Origin of the sequence: Puniceibacterium sp. IMCC21224 (assembly GCF_001038505.1) — a bacterium.
In the GTDB taxonomy this organism is placed as follows: Bacteria; Pseudomonadota; Alphaproteobacteria; order Rhodobacterales; family Rhodobacteraceae; genus Puniceibacterium.
In genome coordinates this window covers 19,688-36,121 of the sequence record NZ_LDPY01000008.1, presented here as the reverse complement: position 1 = coordinate 36,121, position 16,434 = coordinate 19,688, and the positions used below count along the sequence as shown (strand labels likewise).

14 protein-coding genes are annotated in these 16,434 nt (G+C 63.1%); 12 read left to right on the top strand and 2 right to left on the bottom strand.

Annotation, left to right across the window (positions count from 1 at the left end; translation table 11 throughout):
• The first annotated feature begins 57 nt into the window (after positions 1-57).
• From IMCC21224_RS26050 to IMCC21224_RS28140, 5 genes are all read left to right on the top strand, one after another.
• Positions 58-930, top strand: a complete 873-nt coding sequence (locus IMCC21224_RS26050) for a glycosyltransferase family 2 protein (protein ID WP_053079240.1) — start codon at positions 58-60, stop codon at positions 928-930.
• A 98-nt stretch (positions 931-1,028) separates the two neighbouring features.
• Entirely contained in the window at positions 1,029-1,607 is a 579-nt protein-coding gene (locus IMCC21224_RS28885) for a DapH/DapD/GlmU-related protein (RefSeq protein ID WP_053079239.1), read from the top strand.
• A gap of 344 nt (positions 1,608-1,951) precedes the next feature.
• A complete protein-coding gene (gene xrtD / locus IMCC21224_RS26040) occupies positions 1,952-3,559 on the top strand; it encodes a VPLPA-CTERM-specific exosortase XrtD (protein WP_047998469.1) in 1,608 nt (535 codons plus the stop codon).
• A 55-nt stretch (positions 3,560-3,614) separates the two neighbouring features.
• Positions 3,615-4,301, top strand: coding sequence for a rhomboid family intramembrane serine protease (locus tag IMCC21224_RS26035; RefSeq protein ID WP_047998468.1), 687 nt, complete (start codon positions 3,615-3,617; stop codon positions 4,299-4,301).
• Between the two features lie 279 nt (positions 4,302-4,580).
• Entirely contained in the window at positions 4,581-4,766 is a 186-nt protein-coding gene (locus IMCC21224_RS28140) for a hypothetical protein (RefSeq protein WP_156178451.1), read from the top strand.
• A 15-nt stretch (positions 4,767-4,781) separates the two neighbouring features.
• On the opposite strand, the gene IMCC21224_RS26030 is transcribed toward IMCC21224_RS28140, so the two are convergent.
• The gene (locus tag IMCC21224_RS26030) at positions 4,782-5,852 is read right to left on the bottom strand and encodes a replication initiator protein A (protein ID WP_047998467.1); all 1,071 of its coding nucleotides are present in this window, start codon (positions 5,850-5,852) and stop codon (positions 4,782-4,784) included.
• Positions 5,853-6,616: 764 nt separating this feature from the next.
• On the opposite strand from IMCC21224_RS26030, the gene IMCC21224_RS26025 reads away from it, so the two are divergent.
• Positions 6,617-7,153 carry a VPLPA-CTERM sorting domain-containing protein gene (locus tag IMCC21224_RS26025; protein ID WP_082135480.1) on the top strand — a complete coding sequence of 179 codons (537 nt, stop codon included), beginning with the start codon at positions 6,617-6,619 and terminating at the stop codon, positions 7,151-7,153.
• 146 nt (positions 7,154-7,299) lie between these two features.
• Here the strand turns inward: IMCC21224_RS26025 and IMCC21224_RS26020 are convergent, their stop codons facing one another.
• On the bottom strand, positions 7,300-9,456 hold the full coding sequence (locus tag IMCC21224_RS26020; RefSeq protein ID WP_047998465.1) for a polysaccharide biosynthesis tyrosine autokinase: 2,157 nt from the start codon (positions 9,454-9,456) through the stop codon (positions 7,300-7,302).
• A 457-nt stretch (positions 9,457-9,913) separates the two neighbouring features.
• Here IMCC21224_RS26020 and IMCC21224_RS26015 point away from each other — a divergent pair, with 457 nt between their 5' ends.
• The 6 genes from IMCC21224_RS26015 to IMCC21224_RS25990 are packed head-to-tail and all read left to right on the top strand — an operon-like array spanning position 9,914 to position 16,433.
• A complete protein-coding gene (locus tag IMCC21224_RS26015; protein ID WP_047998464.1) occupies positions 9,914-11,134 on the top strand; it encodes a glycosyltransferase in 1,221 nt (406 codons plus the stop codon).
• Positions 11,131-12,387: an O-antigen ligase gene (locus IMCC21224_RS26010; RefSeq protein ID WP_047998463.1), complete on the top strand. Its 1,257-nt coding sequence runs from the start codon at positions 11,131-11,133 to the stop codon at positions 12,385-12,387. The genes IMCC21224_RS26015 and IMCC21224_RS26010 overlap by 4 nt, the downstream gene beginning before the upstream one ends.
• A complete protein-coding gene (locus tag IMCC21224_RS26005) occupies positions 12,387-12,935 on the top strand; it encodes a WcaF family extracellular polysaccharide biosynthesis acetyltransferase (protein WP_047998462.1) in 549 nt (182 codons plus the stop codon). The genes IMCC21224_RS26010 and IMCC21224_RS26005 overlap by 1 nt, the downstream gene beginning before the upstream one ends.
• Before the next feature lie 56 nt (positions 12,936-12,991).
• Positions 12,992-13,993, top strand: coding sequence for a glycosyltransferase family 4 protein (locus IMCC21224_RS26000; RefSeq protein ID WP_053079238.1), 1,002 nt, complete (start codon positions 12,992-12,994; stop codon positions 13,991-13,993).
• Positions 13,990-15,126, top strand: a complete 1,137-nt coding sequence (locus IMCC21224_RS25995) for a glycosyltransferase (RefSeq protein ID WP_047998461.1) — start codon at positions 13,990-13,992, stop codon at positions 15,124-15,126. Before IMCC21224_RS26000 ends, IMCC21224_RS25995 begins: the two co-directional genes overlap by 4 nt.
• Positions 15,126-16,433, top strand: coding sequence for a lipopolysaccharide biosynthesis protein (locus IMCC21224_RS25990; protein WP_047998460.1), 1,308 nt, complete (start codon positions 15,126-15,128; stop codon positions 16,431-16,433). The genes IMCC21224_RS25995 and IMCC21224_RS25990 overlap by 1 nt, the downstream gene beginning before the upstream one ends.
• Position 16,434: the final 1 nt, after the last annotated feature.

Below are 16,434 nucleotides of genomic sequence, written 5' to 3'. Positions count from 1 at the left end.
TGTACGCGAAGCGCGTCTACGTTACGCATCATCTCCGGTTACAGAAGATCAAAAGACGTGCAGGCAATAGTTATCATCCCCCATTACGACGACACCGACCGATTGGCACGTTGTTTGGCGGCGCTGATGCCGCAGGTCGAGACCGCCAGTCCCGCGACCGGGGTCGTGGTGGTCGACAACGGGTCGCGCCAACCGCTGGATGCGCTGCGCGCCGCCCATCCGCAGGTCACATTCCTGACCGAGCCGCGCAAAGGCGCGGCAATGGCGCGCAACCGCGGTGTTGCCGCGACCCAGGCCGAACAACTGTTCTTTCTCGACTGCGACTGCGTGCCGGCCCCGGACTGGCTGGCCAATGCGCACCATCTGGCGGCCAAAGGCACGGGCGATGTCATCGGCGGGACCATCACCCTGTTCGACGAAACCCCGGCCCCCCGCTCGGGCGCCGAGGCTTTCGAGACGGTCTTTGCCTTTGACAACCGCCGCTATGTGCAGGTGCGGGGCTTTTCGGTGACGGCCAACCTGCTGACCACCCGGCGGGTCTTTACAGCCGTGGGGGACTTCACCCCCGGCCTGTCCGAAGATCTGGACTGGTGCCACCGCGCCACCGCTGCGGGATTTTCCCTGATCCACGAAGACGCGTTGCGCGTTGCCCATCCGACCCGTGCGGACTGGCCCGCGCTCGAGCGCAAATGGCGCCGTCTGACACAGGAATCCTGGGGGCTAGAGGGGCGAGGGATCGCCGCGCGGCTGCGCTGGGGCCTGCGTGGGCTGGCGATGACGCTGTCGATACTCGCCCATGCGCCCCGGGTGCTGCGCAGCACCGCGCTGGTCCGGCCGGGCGAACGACGCGCCGCGCTGGCCACGCTGGCCCGTCTGCGGTTGCGGCGCTGCGGCTGGATGCTGCGCCAGGCACTGGGGCAACAGATCTGAGATGAGCATGGTACAGATTACGACCTGGAAACATCCAGGCTTGTGCGCCCCATGCGGGGCATGATTTAAATAGAAGCATTCTGGGGGACGCGCGGCAGATGGCATTTCAATACACGGGCAAGCATTCGGATACCTTCCTCGAGGCTGCGAAACGCTATGGACTGCTCGCCACTTGCCGGACTCGTCTGCGCGACCTGCTTCTGCTGCTACGGCGGCTGTATCTGGTGAAGGTCTGGAAGATGGACATCCATCCATTTTCGCTCGTCTCGCTCAAGGCCGTACTGGACCGCACCTATCCTCAGGGCATCCATATAGGCGAAGGCTCTGCCGTGTCCTTTGATGCTGTGATCCTGACCCATGACCATATAGCCGGAAAGCACACCCACACGACGATCGGACGTTATTGCCAGGTTGGTGCGCGCAGCATCGTGATGCCGGGCATCACCATCGGCGATCATTCCGTCATTGCAGCCGGTGCCATCGTCACCAAGGACGTCCCCCCCCGCTCCATCGTCGCAGGCAATCCAGGGCGGATAATCCGGACCGGCATCATGACGGTAAAATGGGGAAAGATCACCGAAAAAGGCGAAAAACCGGGCGCTTCGGGCCAGCCTCTCTCTTCGTCTCCGATCTCCCCGGCCACTGTCTCTGCAGAGGTCTCGGCTCCGGACGCCTGACCCCCTGATTGGGCAACTGGACCTGATCTATGCCGCGCTGGCATTGTTCCATGGCGGGCCAAGCAGTCTTGTCCTGCCCGGACTGGCCGGGATCGCAGGCCATGCCTTGATCTGGAATCTGTTCTGGGCCCCCAGGCTGCTTCATGGCCCGCGCAACACTGGTGCGCCGCGGTGATTGCCATGAACCGGAAACAGGGACAGCGGGCAGAACACACCTGCGTAATTCTATCCTCGGCGGGACCATGGGGAATCGATTCCGCCCGACGATCTTGGTATAGCGCTCTTACGCGCGGCAGGTCCTGCCCGCGTTTTGTAAATAGTGCCCAGAAACCGGACCCGCCTTTATGTCAGATGCCAGCAGCCTTTCCCGTTTTGCCATTTCCGGCACACGACCCGTCAATCCGCTGGGCCTGCTGTTGTTCGCGGCGCTCATCGTTGCCGCGCTGCCAATCTTTTGGCTGGGGTTTCAGTCGCTGGGCGCCGCCTGGATCACGCCCGAGTACAGCCACGGGCCGCTGATCCCGCTGATCTCGCTATATCTGTTCCTGCGGGAACTGCGTCAAGCGCCGCCCCGCGATCCCGCAGCCCCTGTGAACCGCTGGCCCGGAATCGTGGTGCTGCTGATCGGGTTGTTATTCGGCATCTTCGGCAATCTGGTGCGGATTCCGGATGTGGTGACCTATGCGCTGATCATCTGGGTGGGCGGCGTGGTGCTGACTGGGTTCGGCTGGCAGCGGGGCAAAACCCACCAGCTGCCGGTGCTGCATCTGATTTTCATGCTGCCGCTACCGCAGTTCGTTTATTGGCAGCTCACCATATTCCTCCAACTGGTGTCTTCGGAACTGGGGGTCTGGTTCATCCAGCTCGCAGGTGTCCCGGTATTCCTCGAAGGCAACGTGATCGACCTGGGCGTTTACAAGCTGCAGGTGGCCGAGGCCTGTTCCGGCCTGCGCTACCTGTTCCCGATCCTGTCGTTCAGCTATCTGTTTGCGATCCTGTATCGCGGGCCGTTCTGGCACAAGGCGGTGATGTTCCTTATGGCGGCACCACTGACCGTGTTCATGAATTCCTTTCGGATCGGCATGATCGGCGTGCTGGTCGACAGTTACGGCATCGGCCAGGCCGAAGGGTTCCTGCACTTCTTTGAAGGCTGGGTGATCTTTGGTGCCTGCATCGGCATCCTGTTCCTGACGGCGGTGCTGCTACAGCGGCTGACGCCAAGCCCGCTGTCCCTGCGCGACACGATCGACATGGATTTCGACGGATTGGGGGCGCAGGCGACGCGGATTCTGTCGATTGCCCCAGCCCGCGGTATCTTGATCGCCACCCTGCTCAGCGCTGCGGTGACGGCGGCCTTTGTGCTGACCCCCGCCCCGGACCGGGTGCTGCCCCAGCGGGACAGCTTTGCCCTGTTCCCGCGCGGCATCGGCGACTGGAACAGCTACACTATCCCGCTGGAGCCCGAGACGGCCAGGGTGCTGAACGCCTCGGATTACATCAACGCTGTCTATACCGAACCGGGCCGCCCCGACACCTATGTCAACTTTTTTTCGGCCTATTATGACAAGCAGACCGAAGGCTCAGGCATCCATTCGCCCGAAGTCTGCCTGCCCGTCGGCGGTTGGGAGGTGTTTTCCATCGACCCAACCGAGGTGACGATCCAGGACACCGTCTATGGCACCTTTAACCTGAACCGGGCGGTGATCGAAAAGGGGCTGTCGCGCCAGCTGGTCTATTACTGGTTCGAACAGCGCGGAGAGCGGATGACCAACGACTATCTCGCCAAGGCGGACGTGGTCTGGGACAGCCTGACCATCGGGCGTACTGACGGCGCGCTGGTGCGCTTTGTCACGCCAATCCAGCCGAACGAAAGCGAGACCGATGCCGATGCCCGCCTGCAGGGCTTCATGGCCGAGTTGCTGCCCCGCCTGCCCCGCTTTATCCCGGAATAGCGGGCATGTCCGAGGTATCCCTTGCGCTCCGACCACTGGGCTGCACCCCGGCGTGATGACCACACCCGCCCGGCCTGATCGCAGACACCCCTCGCGCTGGTTGCCCTGGCCGCCGGCGCTGCTGCTGCTGCTGCTGGCCAGCATCCTGCCCGAACTGGTGCTGACCCTGGCAGATCGGGGTCTGGCCGGGCCACCCTATCTGCGCCTGCTCGCCTATCGGATGGGGTCGTTCCAGCCTGACCTGCTTAAGGACGTGCCGTCGGTCTTTGCTGCCCAGCCGGTGACAATGTTCGCCACCTATGGCCTGCTGCACACCGGCATTGTGCATCTGGTCGGCAACATGGCGGCGCTTGTCTATCTTGGACGGCTCACATTAGAGCGGCGGACCTCGCCGGGTCTTTGGGCGCTCTATGCGGTCGCCACAATCGGGGCTGCCGCAATGTTCGCACTGGTCGGGCCCCCCCATGCCACAATGGTGGGCGCCTCGGGGGCGCTCTTTGGCTTACTGGGGGCATGGTGCGTCGATTCAGGGCTAATCACCCCGCAGGGCCCGAACGCAGCCCCCCACCCCATGGCACAGCTGATGCGGCTCCTGGCCTGCGCCGGGGTGCTGGTCCTGTTTGACTTTGCCGGACGCGTTCTGGTGGGGACCCCCGTCGCTTGGCAGGCCCATACCGGCGGTTTCCTGAGCGGCGCGATCTTTGCCCTGTTCTGGCCAACAGCGGCGCGTACGTTCCCGTGACACCCCGATCCGCAGTTGTCGTGTCTGTATCCCGCGCACAGACACGACAATCCGGTTCCGGCATATATTACGCCCCGCGTCAGTCAGATGCATTTCTGCCGCATTCTGAGACGATCCCGGTAAAAAACTGCCCTTGCCACAGCCCTGCAGTCATTAAAGCTTTATTATGTCGCGTCATCCTAGCCTTGTCTTATTAAGGACATATGCGAGACCAAATCACATTCTATCTCAAAACCGATATGACGCTGCTCGATTGAAACGGATTGCTGGAAATACGACATGATGACATTCCTAATGGCTGCCTATTTGGTCGTGGCAATTTTTGCGGTCTGCATGACTTATTGCGAACAGAAACGTGCCGGCAACCGGAGCTTTCTGTTCGACCTTCTGGGGTATCTGGCCTGCGTCGTCTGGCCCGCAACCCTGACCGTTCTGCTTGTCGCTGTGCGGCGCCAAGCCGCCTGACCCCGGCGCTGAGGGTCAACGCAGCGCGGTACTCTCGGACCGTCGCTTGCAAAACCCAAGGAAAGCCGCATCGGCGTTCTTGGGGATCTCGTCCGCCCAGGACCGCCATTCCTGTTCCAGCACGCGTACATCCCAACCCGGCGCCACCCTGCGGGCATGGTCGTAGGTTTCGGAAGACAACGGCGGGATAAACACCTTTTCCGCCGGGTCGATCGCCACCACAGTTCCCCTGCCCTTGAAAATCACCATGTCGCGCACCTCGTCATAGGCGACGAGGTAGTCTGGCAGATGGTTGTGGGTCGCAATCTCGCGCAGGGTGTGGCGGAACCGCTTCAGCTCGGTCCGCGCGCCGGTGCGTTTGAGCAGCTTTTCCAGACCGATTTCCAGCTCGGGACGGGCGCCGCACATCTTGCGCGCAATCTCGTAGACGCGGCGTTCGATCGGCTTGCGCAGGCGGAAATAGTCGCGGTGCAGGGTCAGGACCGATTTGCGCCGGATACCGTTGAATATCCATTCGCTGATCTGGATCTCGGCCGACATGATCCGCCCGCCTGCCTCGTTGTTCTTGCGGTTGATGTGGGCGCTTTCGATCAGGTGGAACCAGCCGAGGCGTTCTTCGTCGCCCATCGGCACATCGTCCTGATCGCCCCCGGTGGTGGTAATGTTGGTCTTGATCACCGTGCCCATCAGCCGGTCCAGCGCCTCGCAGAAAGCTTCGTAATCCTTGCCGCCGGTGCCGCGGTTGACAAAAATCAGCAGATCGCGCGGGTTGAAGCGGATCCGGCGTTCGACCTTTTCGCCACGGTTGATCCGGTGCATGATCTGGCTGACCACATAGATCAGGATATCCTTGTCATAGATTGTCGCCTGCCCCTTGGCGCTGGGGATCACCTCGAGCCATTTGTCGCCGTGTTCATAGCGGCGCACAGCGGTTTCCGGCTTTTTCGACAGGACGTAGAACGGATGTTCCATCTGCGGAATCAGATCCTTGAGGATCGCATCTGCAACGTCGCAAATGAAGAAATCCGCCTGAGGATGGCGATCCGGCAGAAGCTGGTCGAGGAGATTCGGGGTATCAGGAACCATGACCTACATTCGGGGTATCAGGAACCCACTGTCAAGGTGAATTCGGGGTATCAGGAACTGGGCTAGCGAATCGGCCTGAAGAAACGCCGTTTGACCGGTCCGACAACGGAACAATGCGAATCGATTCGCAAATGGTGCGAATCGCGGAGAACAGGAACCGAATCGCGGAGAACAGGAACCAAGATTCGGGGTATCAGGAACCGGAGAGTTGCGAATATACAGTATAATCAAATGTTTGAGGCATAGTTTTTCCGCCTAAACACAGATAAAACACAAATAAACACTCGTCGAAACTACAGATGAGTCGGTCCGATTAAATAGCGGGTGAAACTGACGCGATTCCATATGGTGAAAGAACAGGCAGGTAATTGCTCGCATACCACTGTCAAGCCATCCCCCAAACTCATTGAATTACAACCAGAACAGATATTTTTATGAATACGATCTCCTTTTCGGAGCCCCATCATGCCGAAATCAATAGGAGCTGATCCTAGGGAGCCTACGGGCGAGCACAAAAACTGTTCTTTTGACAACCTGACCCAGTGGCCGGGAATACCTTGAGAAGAGAAATAGCAATGTAACCGCACCACCTCAGCGTGTAGGGCCTGCGAGTGGATCAGCAATAAGGTTAACAAATGCTTATTTAGGTGTCGTCTCTCTGTTAAGGCAGGCCCAAACAGGTGATAATACATTGACTTGAGCCCGGCCCGTCTCATAGTGAATTGCAAGATTTCTGATTATTTGCCCAAAGAGGTACTTTTAACATGTATGTAATTAAATCCATAACTGCTGCCCTGGCCTTAGCAACTGTCTTTGGTGCGCAAGAAGCAGAAGCCGCGACCATAACCCCCTACACATTCACTTGGTCGGGTGTCGGACCAGGCACACCTTACCAGAGCGTGGTAAACTTCACGTTGTCCGGGACACAGACCGCAGCGCTTTCGTTGAGCTTTTACACGGGTAGTGGTTCTGACCGGACCGGCTACATCCTGCTGGATGGCGCGACCCGTTTGACCACCGCTTCGGCGACCGCCTGCGACAGCGGTGGCGCACCGTTCGCAGGGGGCTGCAGCTTCATCTATTCCAACACCGTCGACGGCACCACGCTGTTTGCTGGCCTCGACGCGGGCGAATACACGCTCGGCGTGCTGGAAACAGCGCAGCCGAGCAGCGGCACCCTGGAATTCGACCTCACCGTGGAGGGTATCCCTTCCGAGGTTCCGCTCCCGGCCGGCGGGCTTCTGCTGATCGGCGCACTGGGTGGCATAGCAGCGCTGCGCAAGCGCCAAAAGGCCGCCTGAGACCGCAACGTTCCATATTCGATCTGGAACGGCCGCGATGTGAAAACATCGCGGCCGTTCTGCGTTGACCAAGGCGTGTTCTGGTGAAAGGGGGTGGGACAAGTGCGCAAAACGCACTGTACCAGTCGGCAGAGCCGGGGGCAGGCTCAGTTCACGTAGTACTTGCGCCCGTAGGCGGCATAGGCGCCGTACTTGTCGCCATAGCCGTAACGCTTCATTCCACGTGGGCTGATCTGGTTGAGCACAATGCCGCTGACCGGGTGGTTCACGCTTTCGAACATGCGCAGCGCCTCAATCACCTGCGACTGCGAGGTGCTGTCCCATTTCACCGCGAAGAGAAGCGCATCCGCCACCTGGGCGATGATGCGCGCATCGGGTACCACCAGCACTGGCGGCGTGTCGATGATGATCTGGTCGTAGGTCTTGCGCGCCTCGTCCAGTAGCGCATGGAAGCGGTCGGACGAGAACAGGTCGGCGGCATTGACCGAACTTTTCCCGCCCAGCAGGATATCGGCCCCGACTGTTTCGTCGTGGATCACAGTTTCGGACAGGGTCTGCTGGCCGGTGAGGACGGCGATCAGGCCGGTCCGCGTGTTAGCGTCGTCGCTTATGTAGGTCGACATGACCCGGCGGCGGATGTCACCTTCGATCAGCAGGACCTTCTTGCCCATGCCGGCCAGATTCTGGCTGAGCGCGAGCGACAGGGTGGTCTTGCCCTCGCCCGGCAGCGACGAGGACGTCGCGATGACCTGGGGCGGGTTGTCGACATTGGACAGCAGAACCGAGGTGCGCAGGTTGCGCACTGCCTCGGCGGCGGCCGAGGTGGGCCGTTCAGAGAGGTAACGGATGGCATCCTTGCGCCGCCGCGACGGCAGCATCGGCACCTGACCCATGACCGGGTAGCCGGTCGTCGTCTCAATCGTGTCGGCGGTGCGAAAACTATCGTGGCGCAGTTCGCGCAGCAGCACCAGAGCCATGCCCGCGATCGCACCCAGCACCGCACTGATCAGCAGGATCAGCGATTTGCGCGGCGACGCGGCGCTGCTGGGCGGCACGGCATCCGATATGATGCGGCTGTCGGCTTGCTGGATCCCCTGCTGGGCCGACGTTTCCTTGAGCCGGGCGAGGAAGTATTCGTAGAGCAGGCGGCTGGCCTCGGCCTCGCGGGTGAGTTGCTGGAGCGTGATGAGATCGTTGCTCTGGCTGTCGAGCTGAGCCTCGAGATCGGCCTGCGAGGCGGTGAGCGCCGCCAGTTGGTTTTCAGCGCGCTGCACCTCGAGTGTGGCGCGGGTGACGACCTGTTCCAGCCGGGCGTCGAAGGATTGGCGGATGGGTGCGTCGTCGATCCGCGACAGGTACTGCTGCAGCGGCTGGTCGCCCGACGCCTCGGCCTGGGCTGCGGGCGTGTCCGCGGCGTGGATAGCGTCGAGCCGCTGCACTGCCATGTCGCGGGTGATCCGGGTTGAACCGATGCGGTCGCGCAGATCCTTGATCTGGCGTTCCTGGGCCTCAAGAGATTCCAGGTTGATGAGATCGGTGCCCGAGCGGAAGTTGGTAACTCTGGTTTCGGCTTCTTCGAGCTGCACCTGAAGCTGGGCCACGCGGTCGGTCAACCACGAGGTGGCCTGTTCCGTCGCCTCGAATTTCGACTCGAGCTGGGTGAGGATATAGAGATCGACCAAGGTGTCGGCGATGCGGGCCGACTTGCGCGGGTTGCCGGTTTCGATGCTGACCCGAAAGACCAGGCTCTGGGGGATGTTGCGCACGTTCAGCTTGCCCAGCAGCCCGTTTACCGTGTTGTCGCGGACCTGCCGGGCGATCTCTTCGGGCGAGCGCATGGTGATCTGGACCGGCTCTGCGGGCAGCAGCGACCGGACCGTCTGCTTGAGCCGGGTCAATGCCAAGGGCGGCCGCAGGGCGCTGTTGAATTCGGGATCCTGCGTGAGGTCGAGCCGGTCAACCACCTTGCCGAGCAAGCTCCGGCTCTTGAGCACCTCGACTTCGGTGTTCACCACCGAACTGTCCGACCCCAGACCGCCGATCACGCTCTGGAAATCGACGACCTGTTCTTCGCGGTTGTTCAGCATGACGACCGCCGTGGCGCTGTAGAGCGGCGTCGCCGCCACATAGGCCCAGTAGCCGCCGATCAGCAGCGCGACCCCGGTGGCAAAGGCGATCAGGAGCTTGCCGCGCCAGAGCGTCCGCAGAAGCGCGCCGAGATCGACGAAATCCCCCTCGGGGGCGATGTCCCTTGGCTCATTACGTGCTGTGGGCAGCCGACGGGATGGGAGTGTCTTGTTCATGCAGGTCTTACCGTTTCAACCGAATTTCCCTATGGTGCGATACGCGGGATCGAGGGCACCATCCCGTGCAGGAATTATCATCTTGGAACGGCAATGCCCATTGCCAACAGGAATCCCGGCAATCACGTGCTTCCAAAGGATCGCAAACGCCCGATTGATCGGCATTCCCGGTGACAAAAATTTATGCAGCGGTGCATGGGAATGCTGCATGGCAGCATCACGGGCCCCGAAGACTGGAGGAGTCGTTTGCAGTCGGGCAGGCACCGGAGTAGGACACGAACGTGTCAGAGGCCGGAACCGCAGCCGACCGGAACGGGATGAAACATGACAGCGTTGGGCCGAACCTGTATCAGCATCCCCACACTGGCCGGTGTTGCGGGGCGGTCGGGCCTGTCAGGAACGGTGACGCCATGCACGCCCTGATCGTCGCCGCCCCCCTCCTTTGGGAGCGGCGCGGATGACGCCCTCCTCCTTTCGCCGTCACATCCTGGTGCACGATTATGCCGGCCATCCTTTCACGGCGGAACTCTCTCGTGGGCTGGCGGCACGGGGGCACCGGGTGACGCATGCCTTCTTTGCCGCTGACGAGGGCCCCAAGGGGCGCAACAAGTCCGAACCCGGCGATCCCGAAGAGCTGAGCTTTCGCCCCATCGCCATCGACAGCGCTTATTCCAAGAGCGACTTTCGCGCCCGGCGCCGGGGTGACCTGGAATACGGCCGCCGCTGCGCTGCGCTGATCGAGGAACTGCGCCCCGACATCGTGCTGTCGGGCAACACGCCGACCGAAAGCCAGTCTGACTTGGTGCGCGCCTGCACGCGGACCGGGGCGCAGTTCGTCTACTGGTGCCAGGATTTCTATTCGATCGCCGCCGCGCGCATTCTGGCGCGCAAGGTGCCGGTGCTTGGGCGTTTCGTCGGGGCCTGGTACACGCATCTCGAACGGTCCCAGATGCGCTGCGCCGCTCATGTTATCCATATCACGGACGCCTTCTGCGCGCAGACCGATGCCTGGGGCATTCCGCGCGACCGGGTGTCGGTGATCCCGAACTGGGGCGCGCTCGACCAGATCCCGCAGTGCGACCACGACAATGCCTGGACCGCCCGGCAGGGGCTGGAGGCGGGGACGCGGTTCCTGTATTCCGGCACGCTGGCACTCAAGCATAATCCTGAGCTTCTGGCGGCGCTGGCCCGCACCGCTGCCCCCAGCGAGACGGTCGTCGTGGTCAGCGCCGGTGTCGGGGCGGACCGGCTGGCGGCACAGGCCGAGGCGCTGCCCGCGTTGCGGCTGCTACCGCTTCAGCCGTTCGACGCGCTGCCGGATGTGCTGGGCGCGGCGGATGTGCTGCTGGTGGTGATCGAGCGGGATGCCGGCGCCTTTTCGGTACCCTCAAAGATGCTGTCCTACCTCTGCGCCGGGCGGCCCGTGGTGCTGGCCGCGCCTGACAGCAACCTGGCCGCGCGCATCCTGCAGGAAACGGGTGCCGGCACGGTGGTCGCCCCCGAGGACATCGACGGCTTTGTTGCCGCCGCCCGCGCCTATGCTGCGGATCCGGCCCGCAGCGCCGCCGCCGGCCGGGCCGGGCGGGCCTATGCCGAGACGCATTTCGACCTGTCGATGGTCGCGGCCCGGTTCGAGACTATCTTCGACCGGCTGGCGGCCGCGGGGCGGGCGCCATGATCCCCCTGCTCTGCCTGATGGCGACCCTGCTTCTGGGGCTGCGTTGGCCGGGTGTGCTGATTGCCGGTATCTTTTACGGCTATCCGGTCACGGTCCTGAGCGGCATATCGGTCACGACGATCTATACCGTGGCGGCAGCGGGCATCGCCATCCTGTTGCACGTGGCCGCGCGCAAGCGGGTGCTGCTGACCCATCTGGACATCGCATTCACGATCTTCATCCTGTGGTGTTGCATCTCCCTGCTTTGGGCGCCGGACCAGACGGCGGCGGTCGCTGCTGCACGCACGCTCGCGCTGTCTGCCTTCGGGCTTTATGTCATGGCGCGGCTGGTGTTCTCGCTGGGCGACGACAGGACACGGCTGCGGGAGATGGCTGTGACGCTTTGCGTGCTGGGGCTTATAGTGACGCCGTTTCTGGCCCTGCGAGGCGAGCTGATCAACGGTCGGATCGCGCTCGACGGCAACAGCAACATCGCGGTCGGGCTGACCCAGTCTTTTGTCACCACCTTCATTGCCGCACTCGCGCTGTTCGTCTGGCCGCGGGGCGAACGGCTGAGCGTGCGGCTGTTCGCGATCCTGAGCATCGCCATGTGTCTGGTGGCGATCCGGCTGACTGGTACGCGCGGCGCGCTAATGGGCATCTTGATCGGGCTGATGTTCTTTACCATACTCAACGGACGGTTCAGTTTCGTTCGGCGGCTGCGCTGGCCGACCCTGTCGATCCTGATCCTGGCCCTTGGGGCTGCAGTGGTGATGGTCGATTGGGGCGCACTGGCCAACAGCCGACTCTTCAACTTCGAAAGCTACGGCAGCGTGACGGACAACTCCTCGCTCGGGCGGTACATGCGCTACCGGGCCGCATGGGGCATGATTGGAGAGGCGCCGCTGCTGGGCAACGGCATCTCGGCCTTCGCGACCGAGACGGGCCTTGGCTATCCGCACAACATCTTTCTCGAGATCTGGGCCGACTTCGGGGGGGTGGGTCTCTTGTTGTTCCTGACCTTGCTGGGGATCGCCCTGATGGGCGCGCGGCGGTTGCAGTGGCAGGGCGAGGATGTCTTTGCCACCATGCTCTTTGCCATCATCCTCACCGGTCTTGCGCATCATCAGATCTCGTTCTACCTGGCAGCCGCCAAGCAGATCTTCCTGATCGCGGGGATCGCGGGCGCGCTGGTGTCTGGGCGGGCGCTCCGTTCGGGTCCGGTTCCTGTCGAACCCTCGTTGCCCGGCCGCGCGCAGTACGGGGCGGTCTGATGGTGCAGCGCCTGTCAGATTTCCGGGTGCCGCCGGGGTTCCGGGGCCGCTCGGCGCTGTTCACCCAGGTGTGGTGGATCGTGCAGGCCTGTCTAATTCGCCCCTCGCCTCAGCCTTGTTATGCCTGGCGGGTTTTCTGGCTGCGCCTTTTTGGTGCGCAAATCGGAGACGGCGTGATGATTCGCCAATCGGCCCGCGTCACCTACCCCTGGAAGGTCACGATCGGCGACAACAGCTGGATCGGTGATCGGGCAGAGCTTTACAGTCTTGAGCGGATCGAGATTGGCAGCAATGTCTGTATTTCGCAGGACTGCTATCTGTGCACCGGATCGCATGACATGACCGATCCGGCCTTTGGTTATGCTTGTGGCGCCATCACAGTCGAGGACGAAAGCTGGCTTGCGGCGGGGACCTTTGTTGCCCCCGGAGTCACCGTGAGGCGCGGTGCCGTGGCCGGGGCGCGGTCGGTCGTGTTGCATGACATGGCGGCGGGTATGGTGCATGCAGGCCAGCCCGCGCGTCCCATACGTCCGCGTATAGTGCCATGAGCGGGCGGGTACTGATCGTGGGGCCCTTTCCACCACCAGTGCATGGCTTCTCTGCCATGACAGAGGCGCTCGCCCTGCATTTGACGGACTTTGCCGAGGTGCGGCGGGTGGATACGTCGGCGGATGCGACTGGTTTGGCGCGGCACCTGCTGCAGGCGGTCAACTACCTGCGTGCCGCCGCTGTGATCCTGGCGCATCGATTTTGCGGGCACCGCGTCGTGTCGATCGGGTGCAACGGTGGGCTAGGGTTGATCTATACCGCTGCCCTGGTTGGCGTGGCGCGGCTGTCGGGGTTGCGCGTGGTGCTGCACCACCACTCCTATGGGTATATCGACGCATCATCGCGGGTGATGGCGCTGATCTGCCGTTTGGGCGGGACGCCGTTGCGGCACGTGTTCCTGGCACCGTCGATGCGTGCGGCTTTTGCCGCCCGCTATGGTGCGGGGCAGGACGGGTCGGTGGTGGCCAATGCGATTTTCGTGCCGCCCTGGCCGCCGCAGGCGCCTGTTGCGCGGCGGCTGAGCGTGGGACTGCTGTCGAATCTTGCCCCCGAAAAGGGATTGACCGATTTCCTCGAAACGGCCGCGCTGGTGCGGGCCGAGGGGCTGGAGGTTGACATGGTCCTGGCGGGGCCGGCCCCGCACCTCGCCGATGCCGAGGTGATCGACAGGTCCGTGGCGGACGGGTTCGTCATTGCGCATGGTCCGCTCTATGGATCTGAAAAAAAAGAGTTCTTTCAGAGTCTCGATCTGTTTCTGTTTCCCACGCGCTACCGTTACGAGGCGCAGCCTACGGTGATCTACGAAGCCTTTGCCGCTGGGGTGCCGGTTATCGCCTTCGACCGGGGAGCGATCCGCGATCAGGTGGGCGACTGCCTTGCGGTGCTGCCGCGCGATGCGGATTTCGCCGCCGCTGCGGTGGTGCAGATCCGTCGCCTGCTGGCGCTGGATCCGGACGAGAGGGCCGCCCTGCGCGCCCGCGCCCGCGCCCGCCATGCTGACGAGACCGTCCAGGGGGCGGCGGCGCTGTCACAGCTGTTCGCGGGCGACGTGACATGACCGGAGTTGCCTTTGTCTGGGACAATTTTGGCCCGATGCACGACGACCGCTGCGCCGCGGTGCAGGCGGCACTGGGGACGCAGTACCGGGTCATCGGGATCGAGCAGTTTGCCAGCAGCGACACCTACGACTGGGATGCGCAGTCGGCAGAGGGGTTTTACAAGATCATCCTGCATCCCGGCACCGGGCGCAGTGCGGGCGTCCTGAGCAAGGCGCGCGCGATCCTGCGCGCCCTGCGCAAGGCCGGGGCGCGGCACGTGTTCTTTTGCAACTACGAACGTCCCGAGATCCTGATGGCGGCGCTGGCCCTGCGGCTGACCGGGGGGCGCTGCTACGTCATGGGCTGCTCCAAGTTCGACGATTACGCCCGCGTGTTGTGGCGCGAGAGGTTCAAGCGGCTGTTCTATCTACCCTACCGGGGCGGCATTTCCTCGGGTATTCGGGCGCGGGACTACATGCGCTTTCTGGGGTTGCCGGAAGACCGCGTGACGGTGGAATACAACACCCTGTCGCTGGCGCGTATCCGTGCCGCCGCAGGCGTGCCCCCTGCCCCGGGCGGCACTGCCTTTGGCGCGCGGCATTTCACCGTGGTCGCCCGCTTCGTACCGAAAAAGAACCTGGCGATGGCGCTGCGGGCTTATGCGCTCTATGCCGCGCAGGATCCGGCCCCCCGGGCGCTGCATCTTTGCGGCTCAGGTCCGCTCGAGGGTGAACTGCGCGCCCTCGCCGACAGCCTCGGCATCGGCGGGCAGGTAGTGTTTCGCGGTTTCCTGCAAAGCGATGTGATCGCCGGGGTGCTGGGGCAGACGCTGTGCCTGCTGCTGCCATCGGTCGAGGAACAGTTCGGAAATGTGGTGATCGAGGCGCAGGCGATGGGCGTGCCGGTGATCCTGTCGGACAACTGCGGCGCGCGCGATCGGCTGGTGCGTTCGGGGCGCAACGGTTTCGTGGTCGAGCCGGACAACCCCGAAGGCATGGCCTGGTTCATGACCCGCCTGGCCGGGGATGCCGCGCTTTGGGCGGAGTTCGCGCAGGCCAGCGCCGACAGCGCCCCGCAGGGCGACGTGGCGCGCTTTGCCGAGGCGGTGGCCAGGCTGATCGGCGTCTCCGTGCAGACCCGGGTACAGGGCTGATGACCCGCTGGACCCGGTGGCGACCGCGGTTCTGGGCTGGTGAGGCGACAAGCGATTCGATGTTCCGCGGCATGGTCACGCTGGTCTTCGGCAGCGTTCTGGGCCGGACGCTGGGGCTATTGACCGTGCCGATCCTGACCCGGCTTTACACCCCCGAGGATTACGGCATCCTCGCCATCTACACGGCGATCGTGCAGATGATGCTGCCGGTGATGACCCTGCGTTACGTGGTGGCGATCCCCCTGCCCCGCACCGATCGGGTGGCGCTGGACGTTCTTACCCTGTCGCTGCTGCTGCTGATCGCGTTCGCGGGGGTCATGACGCTGGGCTTTGCGTTGTTCGGCGAGGCGCTGTTCGGGCTGCTGTCGGCCGGAGTGCTGGTGTCTTGGTGGGGGGTGGTGGTGCTGGGCATCGTCACGGCCGGCCTGTCGGAAATCCTGGGCGGCTGGGTCACGCGCAAGCGCGGCTATGCCCTGTTGGCGTCGCGCGGGGTGCTGGCCACGGCCATCGGCGAGACGCTGAAGGTGGGGCTGGGGTTGCTGGGGCTCAGGCCCTTCGGCCTGCTGCTGGGGCAGCTCGCGTCGCAAAGCAGCGGCGTGGTGGGCTTTTTTACCGCCTACCGTGCTGATTTTGCTCGCATCCCGACCGGGTTTTCCTGGACGCGGCTGTGGTTCGTGGCGCGCTACTACATCTCTTATCCCACCTTGCGGCTGCCGTCGCAATTCCTGCTGATTTTTGCCATGCAGATGCCGCTGCTGTTCACCGCGGGCCTTTACGGCGCATCGGTGTCGGGGCAGATGGGGCTGGCGCTGATGACGCTGGCGCTGCCGGTCAACCTGATCGGCCAGTCCATCGGCAAGGCGTTCTATGCCGAGGTCGCCCATATTGGTCGTGCCCGTCCGGCTGAGATATTTGTACTGACGCGAAAGGTGCAGCTGCGCCTGCTGGCCATCGGAGCGGTGCCGACGGTCGTGCTGATCCTCTTTGGGCCGGATCTGTTCGCCTTCGCCTTTGGTGCCCAATGGGAGATGGCGGGAGCATTCGCGGCGATGCTGGCGGTCTACATGCTGCCGCAGTTCACCTCGAGCCCGTTGATGCAGCTGCTGAACGTGTTCAACCGGCAGGGCAGTTTTCTAGTAATCAACGTGATCCGGACCGCGCTGCTGCTGGTCCTGTTCTGGTCCGTGCGGCGATTCGGCCTGCCGGTCGAGACTTATGTCCGGATCTATTCCTGGCTCATGGCGGTCTTTTACCTGGTCATCACGCTGTACGTCACCAGCCTGACCCGGCGCGGGACTGCCCGATGAT